At 31.9% G+C, this 16,189-nt stretch carries 12 protein-coding genes and 1 pseudogene; 3 read left to right on the forward strand and 10 right to left on the reverse strand.

Annotation, left to right across the window (positions count from 1 at the left end; genetic code table 11):
- Positions 1 to 15 precede the first annotated feature (15 nt).
- The 3 genes from HRU50_RS10070 to HRU50_RS10080 all read left to right on the forward strand — a co-directional run bounded on the left by HRU50_RS10070 (position 16) and on the right by HRU50_RS10080 (position 4,184).
- On the forward strand, positions 16 to 2,433 hold the full coding sequence (locus tag HRU50_RS10070) for a M56 family metallopeptidase (RefSeq protein WP_296350805.1): 2,418 nt from the start codon (positions 16 to 18) through the stop codon (positions 2,431 to 2,433).
- A gap of 139 nt (positions 2,434 to 2,572) precedes the next feature.
- Positions 2,573 to 3,673 (forward strand): DUF4407 domain-containing protein, encoded by a 1,101-nt coding sequence (locus HRU50_RS10075; protein ID WP_296350807.1) that lies wholly within the window; start codon positions 2,573 to 2,575, stop codon positions 3,671 to 3,673.
- Between the two features lie 43 nt (positions 3,674 to 3,716).
- The gene (locus tag HRU50_RS10080; RefSeq protein WP_296350809.1) at positions 3,717 to 4,184 is read left to right on the forward strand and encodes a nuclear transport factor 2 family protein; all 468 of its coding nucleotides are present in this window, start codon (positions 3,717 to 3,719) and stop codon (positions 4,182 to 4,184) included.
- Between the two features lie 95 nt (positions 4,185 to 4,279).
- On the opposite strand, the gene HRU50_RS10085 is transcribed toward HRU50_RS10080, so the two are convergent.
- The 10 genes and pseudogenes from HRU50_RS10085 to HRU50_RS10130 all read right to left on the reverse strand — a co-directional run bounded on the left by HRU50_RS10085 (position 4,280) and on the right by HRU50_RS10130 (position 16,179).
- Entirely contained in the window at positions 4,280 to 4,567 is a 288-nt protein-coding gene (locus HRU50_RS10085) for an STAS domain-containing protein (RefSeq protein ID WP_296350811.1), read from the reverse strand.
- A gap of 659 nt (positions 4,568 to 5,226) precedes the next feature.
- Positions 5,227 to 5,805: pseudogene (locus HRU50_RS10090) on the reverse strand (PhnA domain-containing protein).
- Between the two features lie 141 nt (positions 5,806 to 5,946).
- Positions 5,947 to 6,225, reverse strand: a complete 279-nt coding sequence (locus HRU50_RS10095; RefSeq protein ID WP_296350813.1) for an STAS domain-containing protein — start codon at positions 6,223 to 6,225, stop codon at positions 5,947 to 5,949.
- Positions 6,226 to 6,550: 325 nt separating this feature from the next.
- Positions 6,551 to 8,548 carry an LruC domain-containing protein gene (locus tag HRU50_RS10100; protein WP_296350815.1) on the reverse strand — a complete coding sequence of 666 codons (1,998 nt, stop codon included), beginning with the start codon at positions 8,546 to 8,548 and terminating at the stop codon, positions 6,551 to 6,553.
- 198 nt (positions 8,549 to 8,746) lie between these two features.
- Positions 8,747 to 10,747 carry an LruC domain-containing protein gene (locus HRU50_RS10105; protein WP_296350818.1) on the reverse strand — a complete coding sequence of 667 codons (2,001 nt, stop codon included), beginning with the start codon at positions 10,745 to 10,747 and terminating at the stop codon, positions 8,747 to 8,749.
- Positions 10,748 to 10,922: 175 nt separating this feature from the next.
- A complete protein-coding gene (locus HRU50_RS10110; RefSeq protein ID WP_296350820.1) occupies positions 10,923 to 11,381 on the reverse strand; it encodes a hypothetical protein in 459 nt (152 codons plus the stop codon).
- A 19-nt stretch (positions 11,382 to 11,400) separates the two neighbouring features.
- Positions 11,401 to 12,591 (reverse strand): glycosyltransferase family 2 protein, encoded by a 1,191-nt coding sequence (locus HRU50_RS10115; protein ID WP_296350823.1) that lies wholly within the window; start codon positions 12,589 to 12,591, stop codon positions 11,401 to 11,403.
- 35 nt (positions 12,592 to 12,626) lie between these two features.
- The gene (locus tag HRU50_RS10120) at positions 12,627 to 13,808 is read right to left on the reverse strand and encodes a glycosyltransferase (RefSeq protein WP_296350825.1); all 1,182 of its coding nucleotides are present in this window, start codon (positions 13,806 to 13,808) and stop codon (positions 12,627 to 12,629) included.
- The gene (locus HRU50_RS10125) at positions 13,802 to 14,968 is read right to left on the reverse strand and encodes a glycosyltransferase family 1 protein (RefSeq protein ID WP_296350827.1); all 1,167 of its coding nucleotides are present in this window, start codon (positions 14,966 to 14,968) and stop codon (positions 13,802 to 13,804) included. The genes HRU50_RS10120 and HRU50_RS10125 overlap by 7 nt, the downstream gene beginning before the upstream one ends.
- On the reverse strand, positions 14,965 to 16,179 hold the full coding sequence (locus HRU50_RS10130) for a glycosyltransferase family 2 protein (protein ID WP_296350829.1): 1,215 nt from the start codon (positions 16,177 to 16,179) through the stop codon (positions 14,965 to 14,967). The genes HRU50_RS10125 and HRU50_RS10130 overlap by 4 nt, the downstream gene beginning before the upstream one ends.
- Between the last annotated feature and the right edge of the window lie 10 nt (positions 16,180 to 16,189).

The following is a 16,189-nucleotide window of genomic DNA, read 5'->3' on the forward strand; positions in this document are numbered from 1 at the left end:
GTTTATATTCTTCTGTTGGAAAAACAAAAAATACATCAATTTAAACGGTTTTATCTATTAGGTGCATTCATGGCTTCCATTATAATTCCGTTGCTATCTATTACATTTTATATAGAGCCAGTAATTGAAGTTCCTGTAAATAGTACAAATGCATCGCCTGTACTTACAAATTTTACAACACCAACAACAATTATTGAAGAACCTGAAAACTATCTACCAACTTTACTTTGGTCAGTTTACGGTATTGGTGTATTGCTTTTTACAATTCGCTTTATCACCAATATTATACGATTATTTAGAACTATAATTAAAAATGAAACGCTTGAAAAAAACTCATTTATTTATGTGTTATTAAGTTCTTACCGTACTCCGCATTCGTTTTTTAAATATATCTTTTTAAATAAGGAAAAGTTTAATAACAATGCTATTCCAAAAGAAGTATTATTACACGAAAAGACACATGCAAAACAGCTTCATAGTATCGATATACTGTTATTAGAGGTATTGCAAATCATCTTTTGGTTTCATCCATTAGTTTATATTCTAAAACATCATGTAAAATTAAATCACGAATTCCTTGCTGATCACGCGGTATTAAATAATGGGGTTGACACCAAAAACTATCAACATATATTATTACAATTTTCATCAAGCACACAAAATCATCAATTGGCAAGTGCCATCAATTATTCATCAATCAAAAAACGATTTACAGTTATGAAAACACAAACATCAAAAACTAAAATTTGGACTAGTACATTGTTATTGCTACCCATACTTGCAATTCTTTTCTACAGCTTCTCTGATAGAAAGTATGTAGAATTACCTAATGAAAAAAATGATATCACCAAGTCATCAATTGAGAATCTCAACCAATTTTTGGTTTCAGTTGAAAGAAATGGCAATACAATAGAATTAAAATGTGAAAAGGGTTGTCAATGGGGTCACTTAACACTTGAACCTAGTACTAAGCCGTACATCATTAACGACTTTGGATTCTCAGAAGGAAGTACTATAGATTCTGATCGATTTGCCTTCACAATCAGTACAGAAAACAATGAAATTGTTCTTGAAGGTCTTAAAGGCACGGCATGGATAGATTTAGCCTTTACATTACCGAGAAATAAAGTTCAAGGCATTAACCAACTTGGCATGACGAATCTGAAGACATTTAGAACCTCAAAAAAAACATTTAATACAATCGATATTATTGTAAAAAATGACATCCTTTATATTGATGGAAAAAAGTCTAGTCTTGAAACTTATGTAAGTGACTTTAACAAGATCACAGAAAATTGGTCACAGAGGGATTATGAAAGTACTGAGCCTAACTTACAACATGAAAACAGTTCCGCAGAATTTTTAGATGCATTGAACGAACTGCACAAAAAGACCATATATTTCAAAAAAACTGTATTAGGTGTTGACGCGTCAATTACCAAAACTTCAAACTCTATCCCGGTATTAGAAATTAAAAATGACCCCGATAAATTATTATTAAATGGACAAGAAACTTCATTAGAAACTTTAAAATCAGACTTCATTAAGTCAACCAACGGTAAAAAGTCGGAACTCAAAATTAACGCATATCAACCTATACAAATGAGCTTTATCAATGAGATTATGACTATTTTAGGTGATAATACTCTAGAAAAGATTTTATTAGGTGGTGATGATGCCAATAACTACATTATCGTTGATGATTATTTAATCAATGAACAAAATGTAAGTGAAAAAGAAATGCAGGCTTACAACATATGGGCAAAGAAAATTCAAGCCGAAAGTAAAGAACTTTCAGCTGATGCCAAATGGTATCCACCTATTAATGAACAAGACTTAATAAAATACTCTGGTATTTACAAAAGGATGTCTGCAAAACAAAAAAAACAGTCTGTGGAATATCCTTTTCCTAATATGGAAATAGATGGTACCGAAGCATATATTACTACTAATAATCAAGAAACAGTAACGAGAAAGCAAATTGAACAGTATAATGCTTGGGCAAAACCAATAAATGCCGCTTTAATTGCACAGAAAAAAAATCAAGACGTAACATTTCCTATTTTAAAACAAAAGGAAATCAATACATATAAACGCATATATAACCTTATGTCGGAAGCGCAGAAAAAATCGGCTGAACCATTCCCTAACCTTCCACCTCCTCCGCCACCACCACCAGCTCCAGAAAAAGCACCTAACTCTACTAAACCTCCTAAAAACTTAAAAGAGATTAAATCTGTTAAAACACCTAAATCACCAAGATCAGCGTATGAATACTTGAAATCAATTAAAAAGAGTGAGATAACATACTTTTACAATAAAAAAGAGGTGTCTTATAAAGACATATTAAAAATCGTTAAAGAAAACCCAAACATTAATATGCGAGAAAATGTTAAGAACAATAAAAGAACTATTCACTTCTGGTCAGAATAAAAATAAACTTAATTTAAAATCACTAAAAGCCTCATATGAGGCTTTTTTAGCTCAATATTGTAACATATATCATCTTTTTGCGTTCTAATAGTCAATATCAAATCTGCTACGGCAGTCAATCAATCAAAAAACGTTCATTATGTTAAAACAATTCTTTATTCTGTGCTCTGGTGCTGATACCGATATTTTAAATGATTGTTCTATTGGAGAACAAAACAAATATGCTGGCATTGGTGCTACAGTTTTTTTTACAGCTTTAATGGCAACTATTGCGTCTAGTTACGCGTTATATACTGTTTTTGATAATTTATACACTTCCATATTTTTTGGACTTATTTGGGGCTTACTTATTTTTAATTTAGACCGTTTCATTGTTTCTACTATAAGAAAACGAGATAGTATATTAGATGAAATACTTCAAGCAACACCACGTATTTTCTTAGCTATAATTATTGCGGTAGTGATTTCAAAACCTTTAGAATTAAAGATTTTTGAAAAAGAAATCAATCAAGTTTTATTGGAGCAAAAGAATGATTTAACATTGGCTAATCAAACTCAGATTGCAGAACAATTCAATCCGAAAATAGCGGAATTAGAAAGCCAGATTTTGAGTTTACAATCTCAAATTGACAAAAAAGAAACTGAAGTCAATGCTTTATACAATACTTACATTACAGAAGCTGAAGGTACATCTGGCACCATGAAATTAGGTAAAGGTCCTGTTTATAAAGAAAAAAGAGAAAAGCACGACGCAGCTCTTGCTGAATTACAACAACTTAAAACAGATAATAAAGCTAAAATTTCGACTTTAGAAAATGAAATTCTAACATTACAAGGCAACTATAAAACTAATGTTGCCAATTCGCAACCAATTATAGATAATTTTGATGGTTTAATGGCTAGAGTAAACGCATTAAACAAATTACCTTCGTTACCTTCATTCTTTATATTCTTATTGTTTCTAGCCATTGAAACATCACCAATAATCGCGAAGTTATTATCGCCAAAAGGTGAGTTTGACTTTAAACTAGAAGATCAGGAAACGAAAATAAAAGCCTGGACACAACAACAGGTTGCAGAGCGAAAACTTCTTGTGAAAACGGATAACGATATTAATAATCGCATATATACCGAGATTGCTGATGAAGACCAGGTTATCAATTATAAACGTGATAAAGCAAGAATACTAATGCAACACCAAGCTGATGCGTTTTTAAACAAACAGAAAGGTGTGCTTTAGACAATTGTTCTTATTTTTAAGAATGAATTAAATATTCAATCTCATGAGACATACAAGAATCATAGCTTTTCTATTTCTAATTACGAGTTGTATAAGTATAAGAACCGACTTTAACTCTGACAATCTTTCTTCATCCACAGATAACGTTTCAGCTGAAGCAGGTATTAGACTAGTTCTAGAACAACAAGAAAAGGCATGGAATAATCAAGACCTAGAAGGCTTTATGGAGGGTTATTGGAAAAGTGATCAATTAAAGTTTTATGGCAGTAATGGTTTAACACTTGGCTGGAATAAAACGTTAGCGAATTACAAAAAAGGATATCCCTCAATAGCTGAAAGTGGTACACTTAATTTTGTCATAAATGATATATCAAAAATTGAAAATGACAGTTATTGGGTAATGGGTGAATATCACCTAAAGAGAGAAATTGGTAATGCAGAAGGTGTATTTATGATTATCTTTAAATTGATAGATAACGAATGGAAGATAGTTGCGGATATGTCTTGTTAAACAAAAAGTGCTTCTTAAAGTTTTAATCTATTGAGCTAATACTTATCAGAAACACTTAGAATTACTTAATTTAAACTAAACTGTTCCATATTTTATTATGCTGCCGCAGTACCTTCTTCAGATTTGAAATGATCATACAACTCTTTACAACCCAATCCCGTAATAGACAGTTGTTTTGACTTTGTAATAGATTCATTATGTAATCTAGCTAAAGCCATTACCCCATCTCTATCTATAGTTTCAACTTGCTCAATATTAACAATTACTGTATCGAGTTGGTCGAAAATATTCGTGAAAAATGACTTGAAAGTTTTGAGATTCCTCTTATTTAAAGCACCTTTAATCTCGAAGCGGTTGTTGTGATTTGTAATTTGTAATTCCATAACAAATAATATTATTTAATTTAATTAGGCTATCAATCAGTAAATTTGTGGTTATTAACCGAGGGTACTCAAATATACAATGTCTGATTTTCAGATAATTGCAATATTAGATAAAAGGTAATTTTGCTAGTTGACGCGTTTTAGAAGTGAAATTTAATCGATAAACGGATAAAGATTATTAATTAATCTTTAGTTATTTAGGGAAAAATCGGTGCCTACTCTATTTAAACGACAACGTTATCACCAGCCTCTTCATCTTCGAATGAATTCCCTCTAATTTTACTTGGCTGGTGATAAACCATTGCCTTAAGTTTTTCAGTAAACATGGGACTTTATACGCTATTATTTACCCTAATTTAAATTTTAACAAGACTTAAAAATTATTAAATCGATGGACTAAAAAAGTTAGTCGTTAGAATACATTTTTATATCGATAAGCACTCAGAAACCTCATTCGACGATAGTAAAGCTTTCTATTCGTAAAAAAATAGGCTTTAATTCAATGAAAACTAAATCTTTAATACCTTATAAAGTATCAATATAATGTTGTTCGAAGGTTGTACTTACTATAATAACTCTTTATGATTTAGTTACTGGCAGATATTTATTTTTAGTATTTATAACTTCATTAAGTTTTACTTTTTGTAACAAAAAAATAGTTAAACTCTCTTTATATATTTGGTAATTATCACAATATGTTGTGCGCCTACTTTGCCTTCTATATACTCAGCGTTTTCCCTATCTAACCTAATATTTCTGACTGTGGTTCCTTGCTTTACAACCATACTAGTGCCTTTTACTTATAGGCCTTTGACTAAAACGACATTATCACCAGAATTTAATGTGACACCATTTATGTCCCTATGAATGACTTTATGCTCCTCATCTTCGTCTTCACCGGTAGCACGCGAAAGTATTAAAGCTTCTTCTTCTAAATACATCATATCTAATAAATCTCGTGACCAACCTTCATTCCTCAATCTCTGTAACATTCGCCATGACATTATTTTAACAGCAGTATATTCACTCCACATACTATCATTAAAACATCGCCAATGATTAGGGTTCATCTTTTGCTTTTCTTCGATTTGATCTTTACATGTTTTACATATTAAAACAGAATTATCAACATTCTCGTTTAATGATGGTGGAATGAGATAATGGGATAAACTATCATTATTGGAACAAAGTTCACATGTAGTATTACTTCTTTTTTTCAAATGGTTGAGAACATTCATGATGAGAAAATTATGTAACCCAAGAATAGAACTATTTTTTCAATGCGTAACCTAAGACCTAAAAAAAATCCACAATTATTAATCGTGGATTTGAATTCTTCTTATTTGTAGGCGAAATAAGAGGTAAGGGTTAACATGATATTAAGCAATACCGTATGTCTTAAAATCGTGATAGATTTCTTTACAACCATTTCCTGTAATGCTAAATGCGCCTTTGCTGTTTTTATGATTAAGATAAAACTCTCTTAAAACAGATAGACCAGTAACATCTATTTCTTTAACATTATCGATGTTAATGGTTACATTTCCAATTTTATCCATTAATGCTTTAACGTGACTTTTAAACATTTTGGCAGTCGTTGTGTTGATTGATCCTTCAATCATACACACACCATTCCTTAAGTTAATTTGTAGTGCCATTGCTTTTGAGATTTGGGGGTTATTATTTAGTTTATTTATTTAATATTCTAAATCCAAAACGAATAATTTATTCGTCTCAATTAAACTTTAGTTACTATTCTTCTTGGAATCTGCCAAGCTTGTAGGGTTCGAATAATCAACTAAACGCAAGCGGTAGGCAATGTAAGATAAATCAATTTATCTAAAATTAATTCCAAAATTCTTTATAAGTTTTTTTTGTGTAGTCGAAATGCAATAATCCTTCGACGAATGAAAAAAAGAGTTTAAGGTTTCAAAAATGTTGAATACTTAAACTCTTTCTTTTGAAGTAATAAATACCTCTACTCTAATTCTTTAACAGGTTTGAGTTTCTGTTTCCTGGATTATCTTTATACCAGTCAGCAAAACTATTTCCTCCTGAAGTCGCCCAATCGTTAAAACGGTTATAAGCATTATAAATTCTAACATTTTCTTTAGGCACTTTAAAATCGTGTATTACACTAATAGCCCAAGGAAAGCCAGTATCAGAAATAAAGTCACCATCTGGATCTCTATTAACACCATTAAATTCTTGAATATTACCACCTAAATCTGTACTATTTCCATATGGCAAATGTATTTCATTACTTCTTACCATATTTCTAATTAAAAATGGATTAAATGGTGCAGTACCAAGTTGAGAAGTGCTTATTGGTTGGGTAAATACAACAGAAATAGTAGTCTCATTTAAAAAGTTATCTTGATCATCGGTGAAGATGATAACAGCATTCTGTTGATTAGCTTCAGTGCCGTTAGCATTAAGCTCTATATAGTTTTGTGTATAAACCGCACCTGTAACACTTTCCACTAAAGAGCTTGGAACACCTTCTAACTCTATTCCAAATCCGTTTGTAAAACCTGCTCCATTAGACTTAACCTTAGTAATAAAATCTATCTGTACTGCTTCATTATTAGAATTTAAAACAGCTATAGCTTTATAATTGATGGCAACATCATTAAAATCATAATCGCCGTAAGAAGGCCATAAGTCTTCAAAAGCTATAGTTCCTGTCCCAAATTTACTTGGCGTAAATATTTCGAATGCTTTTTCAGCTTCAGTTGGAAAAGCATCTTGAGAGTCAACTACTCCATCACCATCCGTATCAGTTGTATCTGGTGTGTCAGGGAATATCCTAAATGTGGTTAAATCGCTTATTGGTCTATTAAAATTTGTACCATTACCAGCATTAACACCATAGATATATTGCCAGCTGCCTGTTACAGTATCCATTATAATTAAATTGCCATCAAGATCATTACCCGCAAGCCATAGGTCTCCATTAGAATCAAAAGTTAATGACGTTGGACTAAAAGGTAAACTTTCAGCACTAATTCTTTCACTTTGATAAACATTATTAGCATCTAATGTTAATCTGTATAATCCACCATGAGTACATAAAAATAAAGTACCATCATCAGCAAAAACTAAATCACCACCACCAGTATAATGCAATCCTTCAATATAGAATCCTTGAAGCACATCACCATTATTTGGATCAATAGTATATATTACATTGTGTGTAGAAAAGTATAATAAACCATCATTACTATTGAACTCTAGTCTTGGGCCACCACCATAGAGGTTATCAACTATGGTCCATTCATCCGTTTCAATATCATATCTCATCAATGGATGTGGATATGCATAACCAATAGAATACAGAGCTTTATTATCTTGATCTATCGCAGCTGTCCAGCTACCCATAGGCATTTCTGAAAGCAAAGTATAAGATCCATCTAATGGATCTACCTGAAACAAATTACCATAACCATTGACGCAGTAAAAATAATCTATAACACCGTTTTTAGCTGCTATAGCCGCGGTTCTTCCTGTTGATTCTTGAAATGTATAATTAATCTGATTATTTATAACATCAACCATCTCCCCAGAATATTGAAGATTATCTTTTCTTCGGATATAAACTTTATCGCAATATTTAGGTAATGTAATAGATTGTACTAAAGTACCATCTACAGCAATACCTGTCATGACTTGCTTGTTGATTATGTCATCTCTGTAGATGTCTTCTGTAACAGTATTACCTCCTTCATCTTCATAGGTTACCGTTTCTACAAAATAATCAATATCTGAGGTAGCAAATACCTCATATATAGCATTAGAATTATCTGATATTGTTACAGTAACTTCGTGTGAAGTACTGTAATCGAATCCTTCAGGAATATTAATGACTTCTTCGGTTGGTTCACTATTAGAATTACTTGAATCGTTAACATCTGGTTTAGCACATGAAACTATAGATGCCAAAAGTAATAAGACGAGAGGTTTTAAGTTAAATCGGATCATAGGTATTAGGTTAAATTCAGGGCGGTAAACAACTTAAAATTAACCATTTAACCTACATCCGTGATTATTATTCTATTCATGAACATTAAATGTCGATAAAATACAAATAACTTACGACGAAATGCAAAAAGAAGAGTTTAAGCCTACACTATTACAATGCATTCTTAAACTCTAATCTAGGGTTTTAGGGGTTATATTTTAATCGTTGAGTAGGTTTGAATTTCTGTTACCAGGATTATCTTTATACCAATCGGCAAAGTTGTTACCGCCTGAGGTTGCCCAGTCATTGAATCTATTATATGCATTATAAATTCTAACATTCTCTTTAGGCACTTTAAAATCGTGAATAACACTAATTGCCCAAGGAAAACCAGTATCTGAAATAAAGTTACCGTCAGGATCTCTATTAATGCCATTAAAATTTTGAATATTTCCACCTAAATCTGTAGTATTTGCATATGGTAGATGTATTTCATTACTTCTCTCCATATTTCTAATTAAAAACGGATTAAATGGCGCTGCACCTAATTGTTCCGTTGTAATTGGTTGTGTAAATACTACGGATATTGTTGTTTCATTTAAGAAATTATCTTGATCATCCGTGAAAATAATGACAGCATTCTGTTGATTAGCTTCAGTACCATTAGCATTTAAATTAATATAATTTTGTGTATAAACGGCACCTGTAACACTTTCTACAAGTGAACTTGGTACTCCTTCGAGTTCAATTCCGAAACCATTTGTAAAACCCGCACCATTTGCTTTTACTTTTGTAATAAAATCAATTTGTACGGCTTCATTATCAGAATTTAATATTGCAATTGCCTTATAGTTGACTGCAACATCGTTAAAATCATAATCGCCATAAGACGGCCACAAGTCTTCAAAAGCTATGGTTCCTGTACCAAATTTACTTGGTGTAAATATCTCGAAGGCCTTTTCTGCTTCTTCTGGGAATGCATCTTGCGAATCTACTACTCCATCTCCATCGGTATCTGTCGTATCTGGTGTTTCTGGGAATATTCTAAATGTAGTTAAATCGTTTATTTTTCTTCCAAAGTTTGTACCATTACCAGCATTAGAACCATAAATATATTCCCATCCACCAGTGACAGTATCCATTATTATTAAATTGGCATCACTAATAGCATCCGCTAACCATAAATCACCATTAGAATCTATGGTCATTGAGGTTGGTGTAAATGGTAAATTATCTGCACTTAACCTAATTGCATCATAACTTGTTCCATTAAACTCACATCTATAAAGTCCTGAAAAGGATGCTAAATAAAGTGTTCCATCATTTTCATCAAATTTCAAATCACCACCATTTGTATTATGAAGACCATTGACATCCCATTGATTTAAGACTTGACCTGTTTGGGGGTCAATTGTTCTTAAATAATCTCTATTTGAAAAATATAATAAGTTGTCATTAATATTATAATCTAGTCTTGGTCCACCGAAACCCATATTAGCAATGGTTGTCCAGTTGCCAGTCTGAATATCGTACTTCATCAACGGATATGGGCTAGATCTACCAATAGAATACATCACCAAATTTACTTGGTCTATAGCTGCAGTATAGCTACCCATTGGCATTTCAGACAAATATGTATATGAACCATCTGTTGGATCTACTTGAAATAAATCGCCTTCACCATTAACACAGAACAAATAATCAACAACACCACTTTTACCAACAAACTCAGCAGTTCTGCCAGATGAATCTATGAAATTATAATTAATCTCATTATTAACTATGCTTACCATCTCACCAGAAAACTTTAAGCTTTCGTTTCTTCTAATATATACCTGCGTACAATAACTTGGAATAGTAATAGTTTGTTCCAGAACACCATTCTTTGCTACTCCTTTAAGCACTTGTTTGTTAATTATATCATCCCTGTAAACATCCTCTGTTACAATTTCATCAGATTCATTTAAATAAGTTTGGGTACCGTCAAAGTAAGCATCTTCAGAAGTTATAAAAATCTCATAAATGGCATTTGAGTTGTCATTTATAGACACCTCAACTGTCTTATAGGTGCTATAATCAAATCCATTAGGTATATTAATACTTACCTCATCCGGATTATCATCATTGTTGTTATTCGAATCACTAGTATCTGGCTTAGCACAAGACACAATAAGTGCTAAAGAGAAAATCGATAGTCCTTTTAATATTTGCTTTGTCATTGGTATAATTATTTATTTGGGTCATTTAAAATGTGAAATTAACTTACATTCACACCTTATTTATTCGTTTTTCTATATTACGTCACGCACGATAGTTAAATAACTTTTTACTATCGATGAATCGTAAAATCTCAATTTCATCTTAAAATTAGGGACATGCATCAGGTTGGCGGTACTATATTATGGATCCTGACGCTATGATTTTTAAGTATTCTTGTACTGAAAACAAACTTTGAAAAAACGTCTGTTTTACTGCTTTATTTTTTTGTTCTTCTTGATTTAAAGCCACAATCTTTTCTTGTCTTTTTAGATAAGTTTTTAAAACCTCTAAAATCTCTAAGTCTGATAATTCTGCTATAAAACCTAAGTGTTTTAAATTATATTTATTCGAAAGAAACCTTGCACCAGCTCTTACCGAAGAGGTTTTTGATTTATTCCTCTTAATATTTATCACATTAGCATTCTCACATTGATCTGCTATTTCGGCTAAACCTTCAAACGCTTCTTCATTCGGATTTGCACAAACCAAACAGACTTTAGCATCTTTGATTTTATTTATGCTGTCAATGAAGTGCGATTTGAGATTGAAATTCTCAAATGAGTTAAACACTATAATTAATCCTGTCTTCATCATATCTTTTTAGCATTTTTAGTTATACAGCTCTCTTTGCTCGTTCCCAGTTTACAGATTGATTGTTATTAATAAATCTGAAAAAACCAAGAACCACAGATAAGTTCATTATAAAAAAGTAATATGGCACAAAAAGCACCTTGACTTTAAGGGATTTATTTTCTAGTATCCAACCTAAACCTGCAGCTATATAAAATAATACTTGTAACCAGAATAAAGTGGCATAGAATCCGAAATCAAAGATTCCTTCATTTACGGCTAGTGCGGTTGACACTGGGATTAATAGAATTAAACACAAAGGTGTTAGTGTCCATCTTAGAACACGATGAGAAATGTACTGAAATGACAATACACCGTATTTAAAAATGTTCATTAACGATCTCATTCGTATCACAGATTGAATACCTCCAGCAGATATTCTGATTTTACGCTTTAATTCTTCACCAACATCAGCTGAAGCAGTTTCTATAGCATAAGCTTCAGGATTATATTGTATTGTATAACCTTTTTTAGCAACTCTTAATGAGATAATGAAATCATCTAGTAAAGTATCTGGTTCTACTTCGTTATATAGTTCCGTTCTAATGGCAAATAATTCACCTGCAGCTCCCACAGCAGAATATAATTCTGCATCCCACTTTTTGAGCGTAGATTCATAACGCCAATACAACCCTTCACCAGCACCAGCAGCTGCATCTGCTTCTTTACTAATAATTCGTTTTTCACCAGAAACACAACCTACCTTAGGATCTTTAAAACAATTGACAATATGCATTATAGAGTCTTCTCCTAGGTTTGTATTAGCATCGCTAAACACAACAATTGGTGTGTCTACAAAAGGCATAACTCTATTCATGGCATTGATTTTTCCTTTTCGTTCATCTTTATGATAAACACCAACACCTTCATACTGCTCAATGAGTTTATTAGTGCCGTCATTAGAACCATCTGTTACCCATGCAATTTTTAACTTATCTTTAGGGTAATTCAAACTCAAGGAGTTTTCTATTTTTTGTTTTACAAAATCCTTTTCGTTATATGCAGGAATTAATAAAGTAACTTCAGGGAGTTCTTTATCATCTTTAAAGTCTTCATAATTTTTCTTAAATAGACGCTTAATTTTCACCATTACGAATAACACAATACCATATCCTATATAGGTGTAAAATATTATGAAAAGTAGGATCCAAAAGATTAATTCTAAAGTTGTCATAAGTTGTAGGTTTTGGGGCTTTATTTTTTTCTATATTATTGGGTAAATTGATTGAGATAAGAACCAAATAATTCGGCTCGTTTGTCCCAAGAGTTGGACTTTGCAAATTCAATTCTTTTTTTTATCAATGCTTCAGAATCATTTTGAATCTGATCTTTAATCTGTTTTACAAATTCTTCCTGAGTATCAATGACATTAGCGATACCATAAAAGTCTTTAAGGACAGCAAACTCTGTCATAATTACTGGGACTCCAATCGCTAAGTATTCATTAATCTTAAGTGGATAGATATTTTTATTTATTTCTGATTTTATATAAGGTATAATTCCAACATCAAATTTGGATACTATATCAGGTACTTCAGAGGCATGCACCGCTGGGTTAAATACAACATTATCGTATTTTGATAATCGATCCACAACTGGTTGATTCATAATACCACCAGTAAATTCAAAAGTTACATCAGGTAATTCCTGTACTGCATACTCTACTAAGTCAACATCAAATCTGTAATCGATTGATCCGGTATAACCAACTTTCTTTTTAGTTGTATCATTCACTTTTGTCTTGGCAAAAGGCACAAATAAGTCGTAATCCACACCATTTTTAACCACTACTGAGTTACTATTATATTGTTTTTTCTCGTTGTTTAAATACTCTGAAGTGGTAATAATACCATCTACCTTTTTACAGAATTCTTTTTCTAACGCAATGGTTCGAGCATTGTTTCTATCTAAATCCATTCCATCGTAGCAGTAGTAAATGTTTTTATGTTCATCTAATTCACCAATCATTGCTAATCCGTATACAGGATTAAAGGCTGTTAAAATGATAGAATCCTTTAGATTAAACTTCTTCTGAATTTTTCTAATCTGTCTTCTGTACATTTTTGTATTCCAACGATAAAAGAGATTTAAAAGACCTTCATTTTTAATTGAATTTGTAGGCAAAACAGGCGGCATTACCATATGCTTAACCATTGCGCCAGTATCTGCTTCAATAGTTTGTACTCTTTTTTCTAAACCAAGCATTCGTTTAACAGGAATATTGATTTTACCTCTAATTCCATTAATCAGATCCTTAACAGTCCTTGGATACTCAATGAACAATACATTATTATGAAATGCCAATAACGACAGTAACTGTACTGTAGATTTAGTGTACTCACCTTCCCAAGTGGTATAAGAAATACATATGATGTTTTTATTCTTTAGCATACGACTTTCTCTTTAAGTTGATATTCCATTTGCTTGTAAAGCTCAAGTACTTGCTCCGCCATTGCATACCAAGAGAATTTTTCACTTCTTGCAAGACCTTTCTCAATTAAAGTATTTTTAAACTTTCCGTCAGATAAAATTTTCTCAATACCTTCTGTAATTTCACCCGGATTAAATGGATCAACCAAGTAACCTGCATTACCTGAAATCTCAGGCATCGAAGATGTATTTGAAGTAATTACTGGAACACCACATGACATGGCTTCTAAGATTGGAATTCCAAAACTTTCTCTAAGTGAAGGATATAAGAACACCTCGCACATGGTATAAATGGCCGGTAAATCTGTATTTTTTACATATCCTGTCAAGATGATATTGTTTATTAAATCAGGATCACCGATTTCAGTGGTCATCTTTTTTAATTCATCCAAATCATAATCTAACATGACTAGTTTATAATCTTTTTCAGAATTTTTTAGAAAGTCTGAATATGCTTTTAATGTTCCTTTTGTGTTCTTTTTAGGATCTGTATTTCCTAAGAAAAAGAAATAGTAATCAGGTAGCTTATATTTTGATTTTACTCTATCAAGTTCTGCTTGGTCTGTAACTGGTTTAAAATGGCTACCTACACCATTATAAACTGCAGATAATTTATTATCAGACATGCCGAAGAACTCAGAAATGCGTTTTCTTTCAAAGTTAGATACTGTAATGACTTCCTTGCTCTTATTTACAACTCTTGGTACAATTAACTTACGATAAACGTTTCCAAATTTTTGATATGGTGTTGCACTACTTTTAAGTATCTGCATATAAGATTTCTCCAAATAAATGATATCATGTAAGGTTGTAATAATTGGAATATCACTAAATATTGGTGCTGTATTACTTGTACAATGTAAAATGTCGCAACCGTGCGCCTTTGCAGCCTTAGGTAAAGCAAATTGTTCCCACAATGGATATATGCCACCTTCAAGTTCTACGATTTTAAAATTGTCTGTTTCTTCTAATACTGATGCATCTTCGTCTGGCTTAACAAAAACAATATATTCGTTCTCCTTATCAATTTTTTGTAAGTTCTTTATGAGCTCTAAAGCAACCATATCCATACCGTGCTTTTTAACCCTAAATAATCGTTGTCCTTCTATTCCTATTCTCATGATTTCTGATCGTTTAAAGTTCCGTGTTGCGTATGAATAAACTTCTTATTAGCACCTTTTAATTTAAAGAGCATTAAGAACATTAGGAAAAAAGCCTTTGGTAACGTTATAGCAGCTTTTAAAGTATCTGCATTATAAAACTTTCTTGGTATTGAAAGGAAAAATGCCAATACAGTTAAACCAAATGCGACATACCAATACGTAGGTTCTATATTTGTGACAAACTCAGGAAATACAAATTGCAATAAAGCGTAGATACCTGTTAAGATAGTAACGACACCTAATAACAGTATTCTTGGTGGTGTTACCATTTGATACACCTTATCAATAAAGTCTACATTGCCCTGTAGTAAAAAACCCTTTAGGCCAGGTAAAAAGTATCGTCGTAAGTATACAAACTGTGCAGACAACCATCTTCTTCTTTGATTTTGAAAATCTTTAGAACGTTGAATCTTTTCGTCGTAAACGTAAGCATCATTGATGTACTCAAGAATAATTTTATCTTTTATTAATTTAAACTCTAGCTCTTTATCAAATCCTCCTACAGCATTTACGTTTGCCATTACATCTTTAAAAAAAGCATAATCAAATGCCATTGCAGATCCGATTAAACTTGCTGATAAGCCTAATTTACGATGTCCTTTTCTAAATATGTGATTATTTACTTCTTCACTTATTGCGTCTAAAATTGCAAACGATGTATTTACATTTTTAGCAACGCGATGACCTTGAACTACTGTACAACCATTGGCAAATGCTTCATCCATTTTAGAGATAAAATCTGACTCCATAATATTATCCGCATCTAAGATTAAAGCCACATCGTAAGCATCTCCTAATTGAGCCATTGCTTTATTTAAAGCTTTAGATTTGGTACTCTTTTCAAAACTAACCTCAATTAGCTTTATAGGTAAAGCCTTTAATTGGTCTAAAGTTGATTCTTGAAACGAATCCGCAATAACTACGACATCATATCTGTCTGAAGGGTAATCTTGTTGTAAAGCAGATTTAGCAACATTTACGATTACCTGATCTTCTTTATATCCTGGAATTAATACTGCGATTTTTTTGAACTCACCTGAGTTCTTAAATGATGGATCTTTGTAGAATTGACCTGCTAATGCAAATATAAATACATACAAGCTAGCAAAACCGAAATATATAAATATGACGTATTCTATAATAAGTAGGATAATGTTTAGGGCTTCCATAATGTTGCTT

Origin of the sequence: Winogradskyella sp. (assembly GCF_013213835.1) — a bacterium.
In the GTDB taxonomy this organism is placed as follows: Bacteria; Bacteroidota; Bacteroidia; order Flavobacteriales; family Flavobacteriaceae; genus Winogradskyella.

Bases quoted from the DNA above. Each gene is read 5' to 3' on its own strand.
- HRU50_RS10110 (WP_296350820.1), bottom strand. From the start codon at position 11,381: ATGATGAAGACAGGATTAATTATAGTGTTTAACTCATTTGAGAATTTC.
- HRU50_RS10085 (WP_296350811.1), bottom strand. From the start codon at position 4,567: ATGGAATTACAAATTACAAATCACAACAACCGCTTCGAGATTAAAGGT.
- HRU50_RS10125 (WP_296350827.1), bottom strand. From the start codon at position 14,968: ATGAGAATAGGAATAGAAGGACAACGATTATTTAGGGTTAAAAAGCAC.
- HRU50_RS10115 (WP_296350823.1), bottom strand. From the start codon at position 12,591: ATGACAACTTTAGAATTAATCTTTTGGATCCTACTTTTCATAATATTT.
- HRU50_RS10105 (WP_296350818.1), bottom strand. From the start codon at position 10,747: ATGACAAAGCAAATATTAAAAGGACTATCGATTTTCTCTTTAGCACTT.
- HRU50_RS10120 (WP_296350825.1), bottom strand. From the start codon at position 13,808: ATGCTAAAGAATAAAAACATCATATGTATTTCTTATACCACTTGGGAA.
- HRU50_RS10095 (WP_296350813.1), bottom strand. From the start codon at position 6,225: ATGGCACTACAAATTAACTTAAGGAATGGTGTGTGTATGATTGAAGGA.
- HRU50_RS10075 (WP_296350807.1), top strand. From the start codon at position 2,573: ATGTTAAAACAATTCTTTATTCTGTGCTCTGGTGCTGATACCGATATT.
- HRU50_RS10100 (WP_296350815.1), bottom strand. From the start codon at position 8,548: ATGATCCGATTTAACTTAAAACCTCTCGTCTTATTACTTTTGGCATCT.
- HRU50_RS10130 (WP_296350829.1), bottom strand. From the start codon at position 16,179: ATGGAAGCCCTAAACATTATCCTACTTATTATAGAATACGTCATATTT.
- HRU50_RS10080 (WP_296350809.1), top strand. From the start codon at position 3,717: ATGAGACATACAAGAATCATAGCTTTTCTATTTCTAATTACGAGTTGT.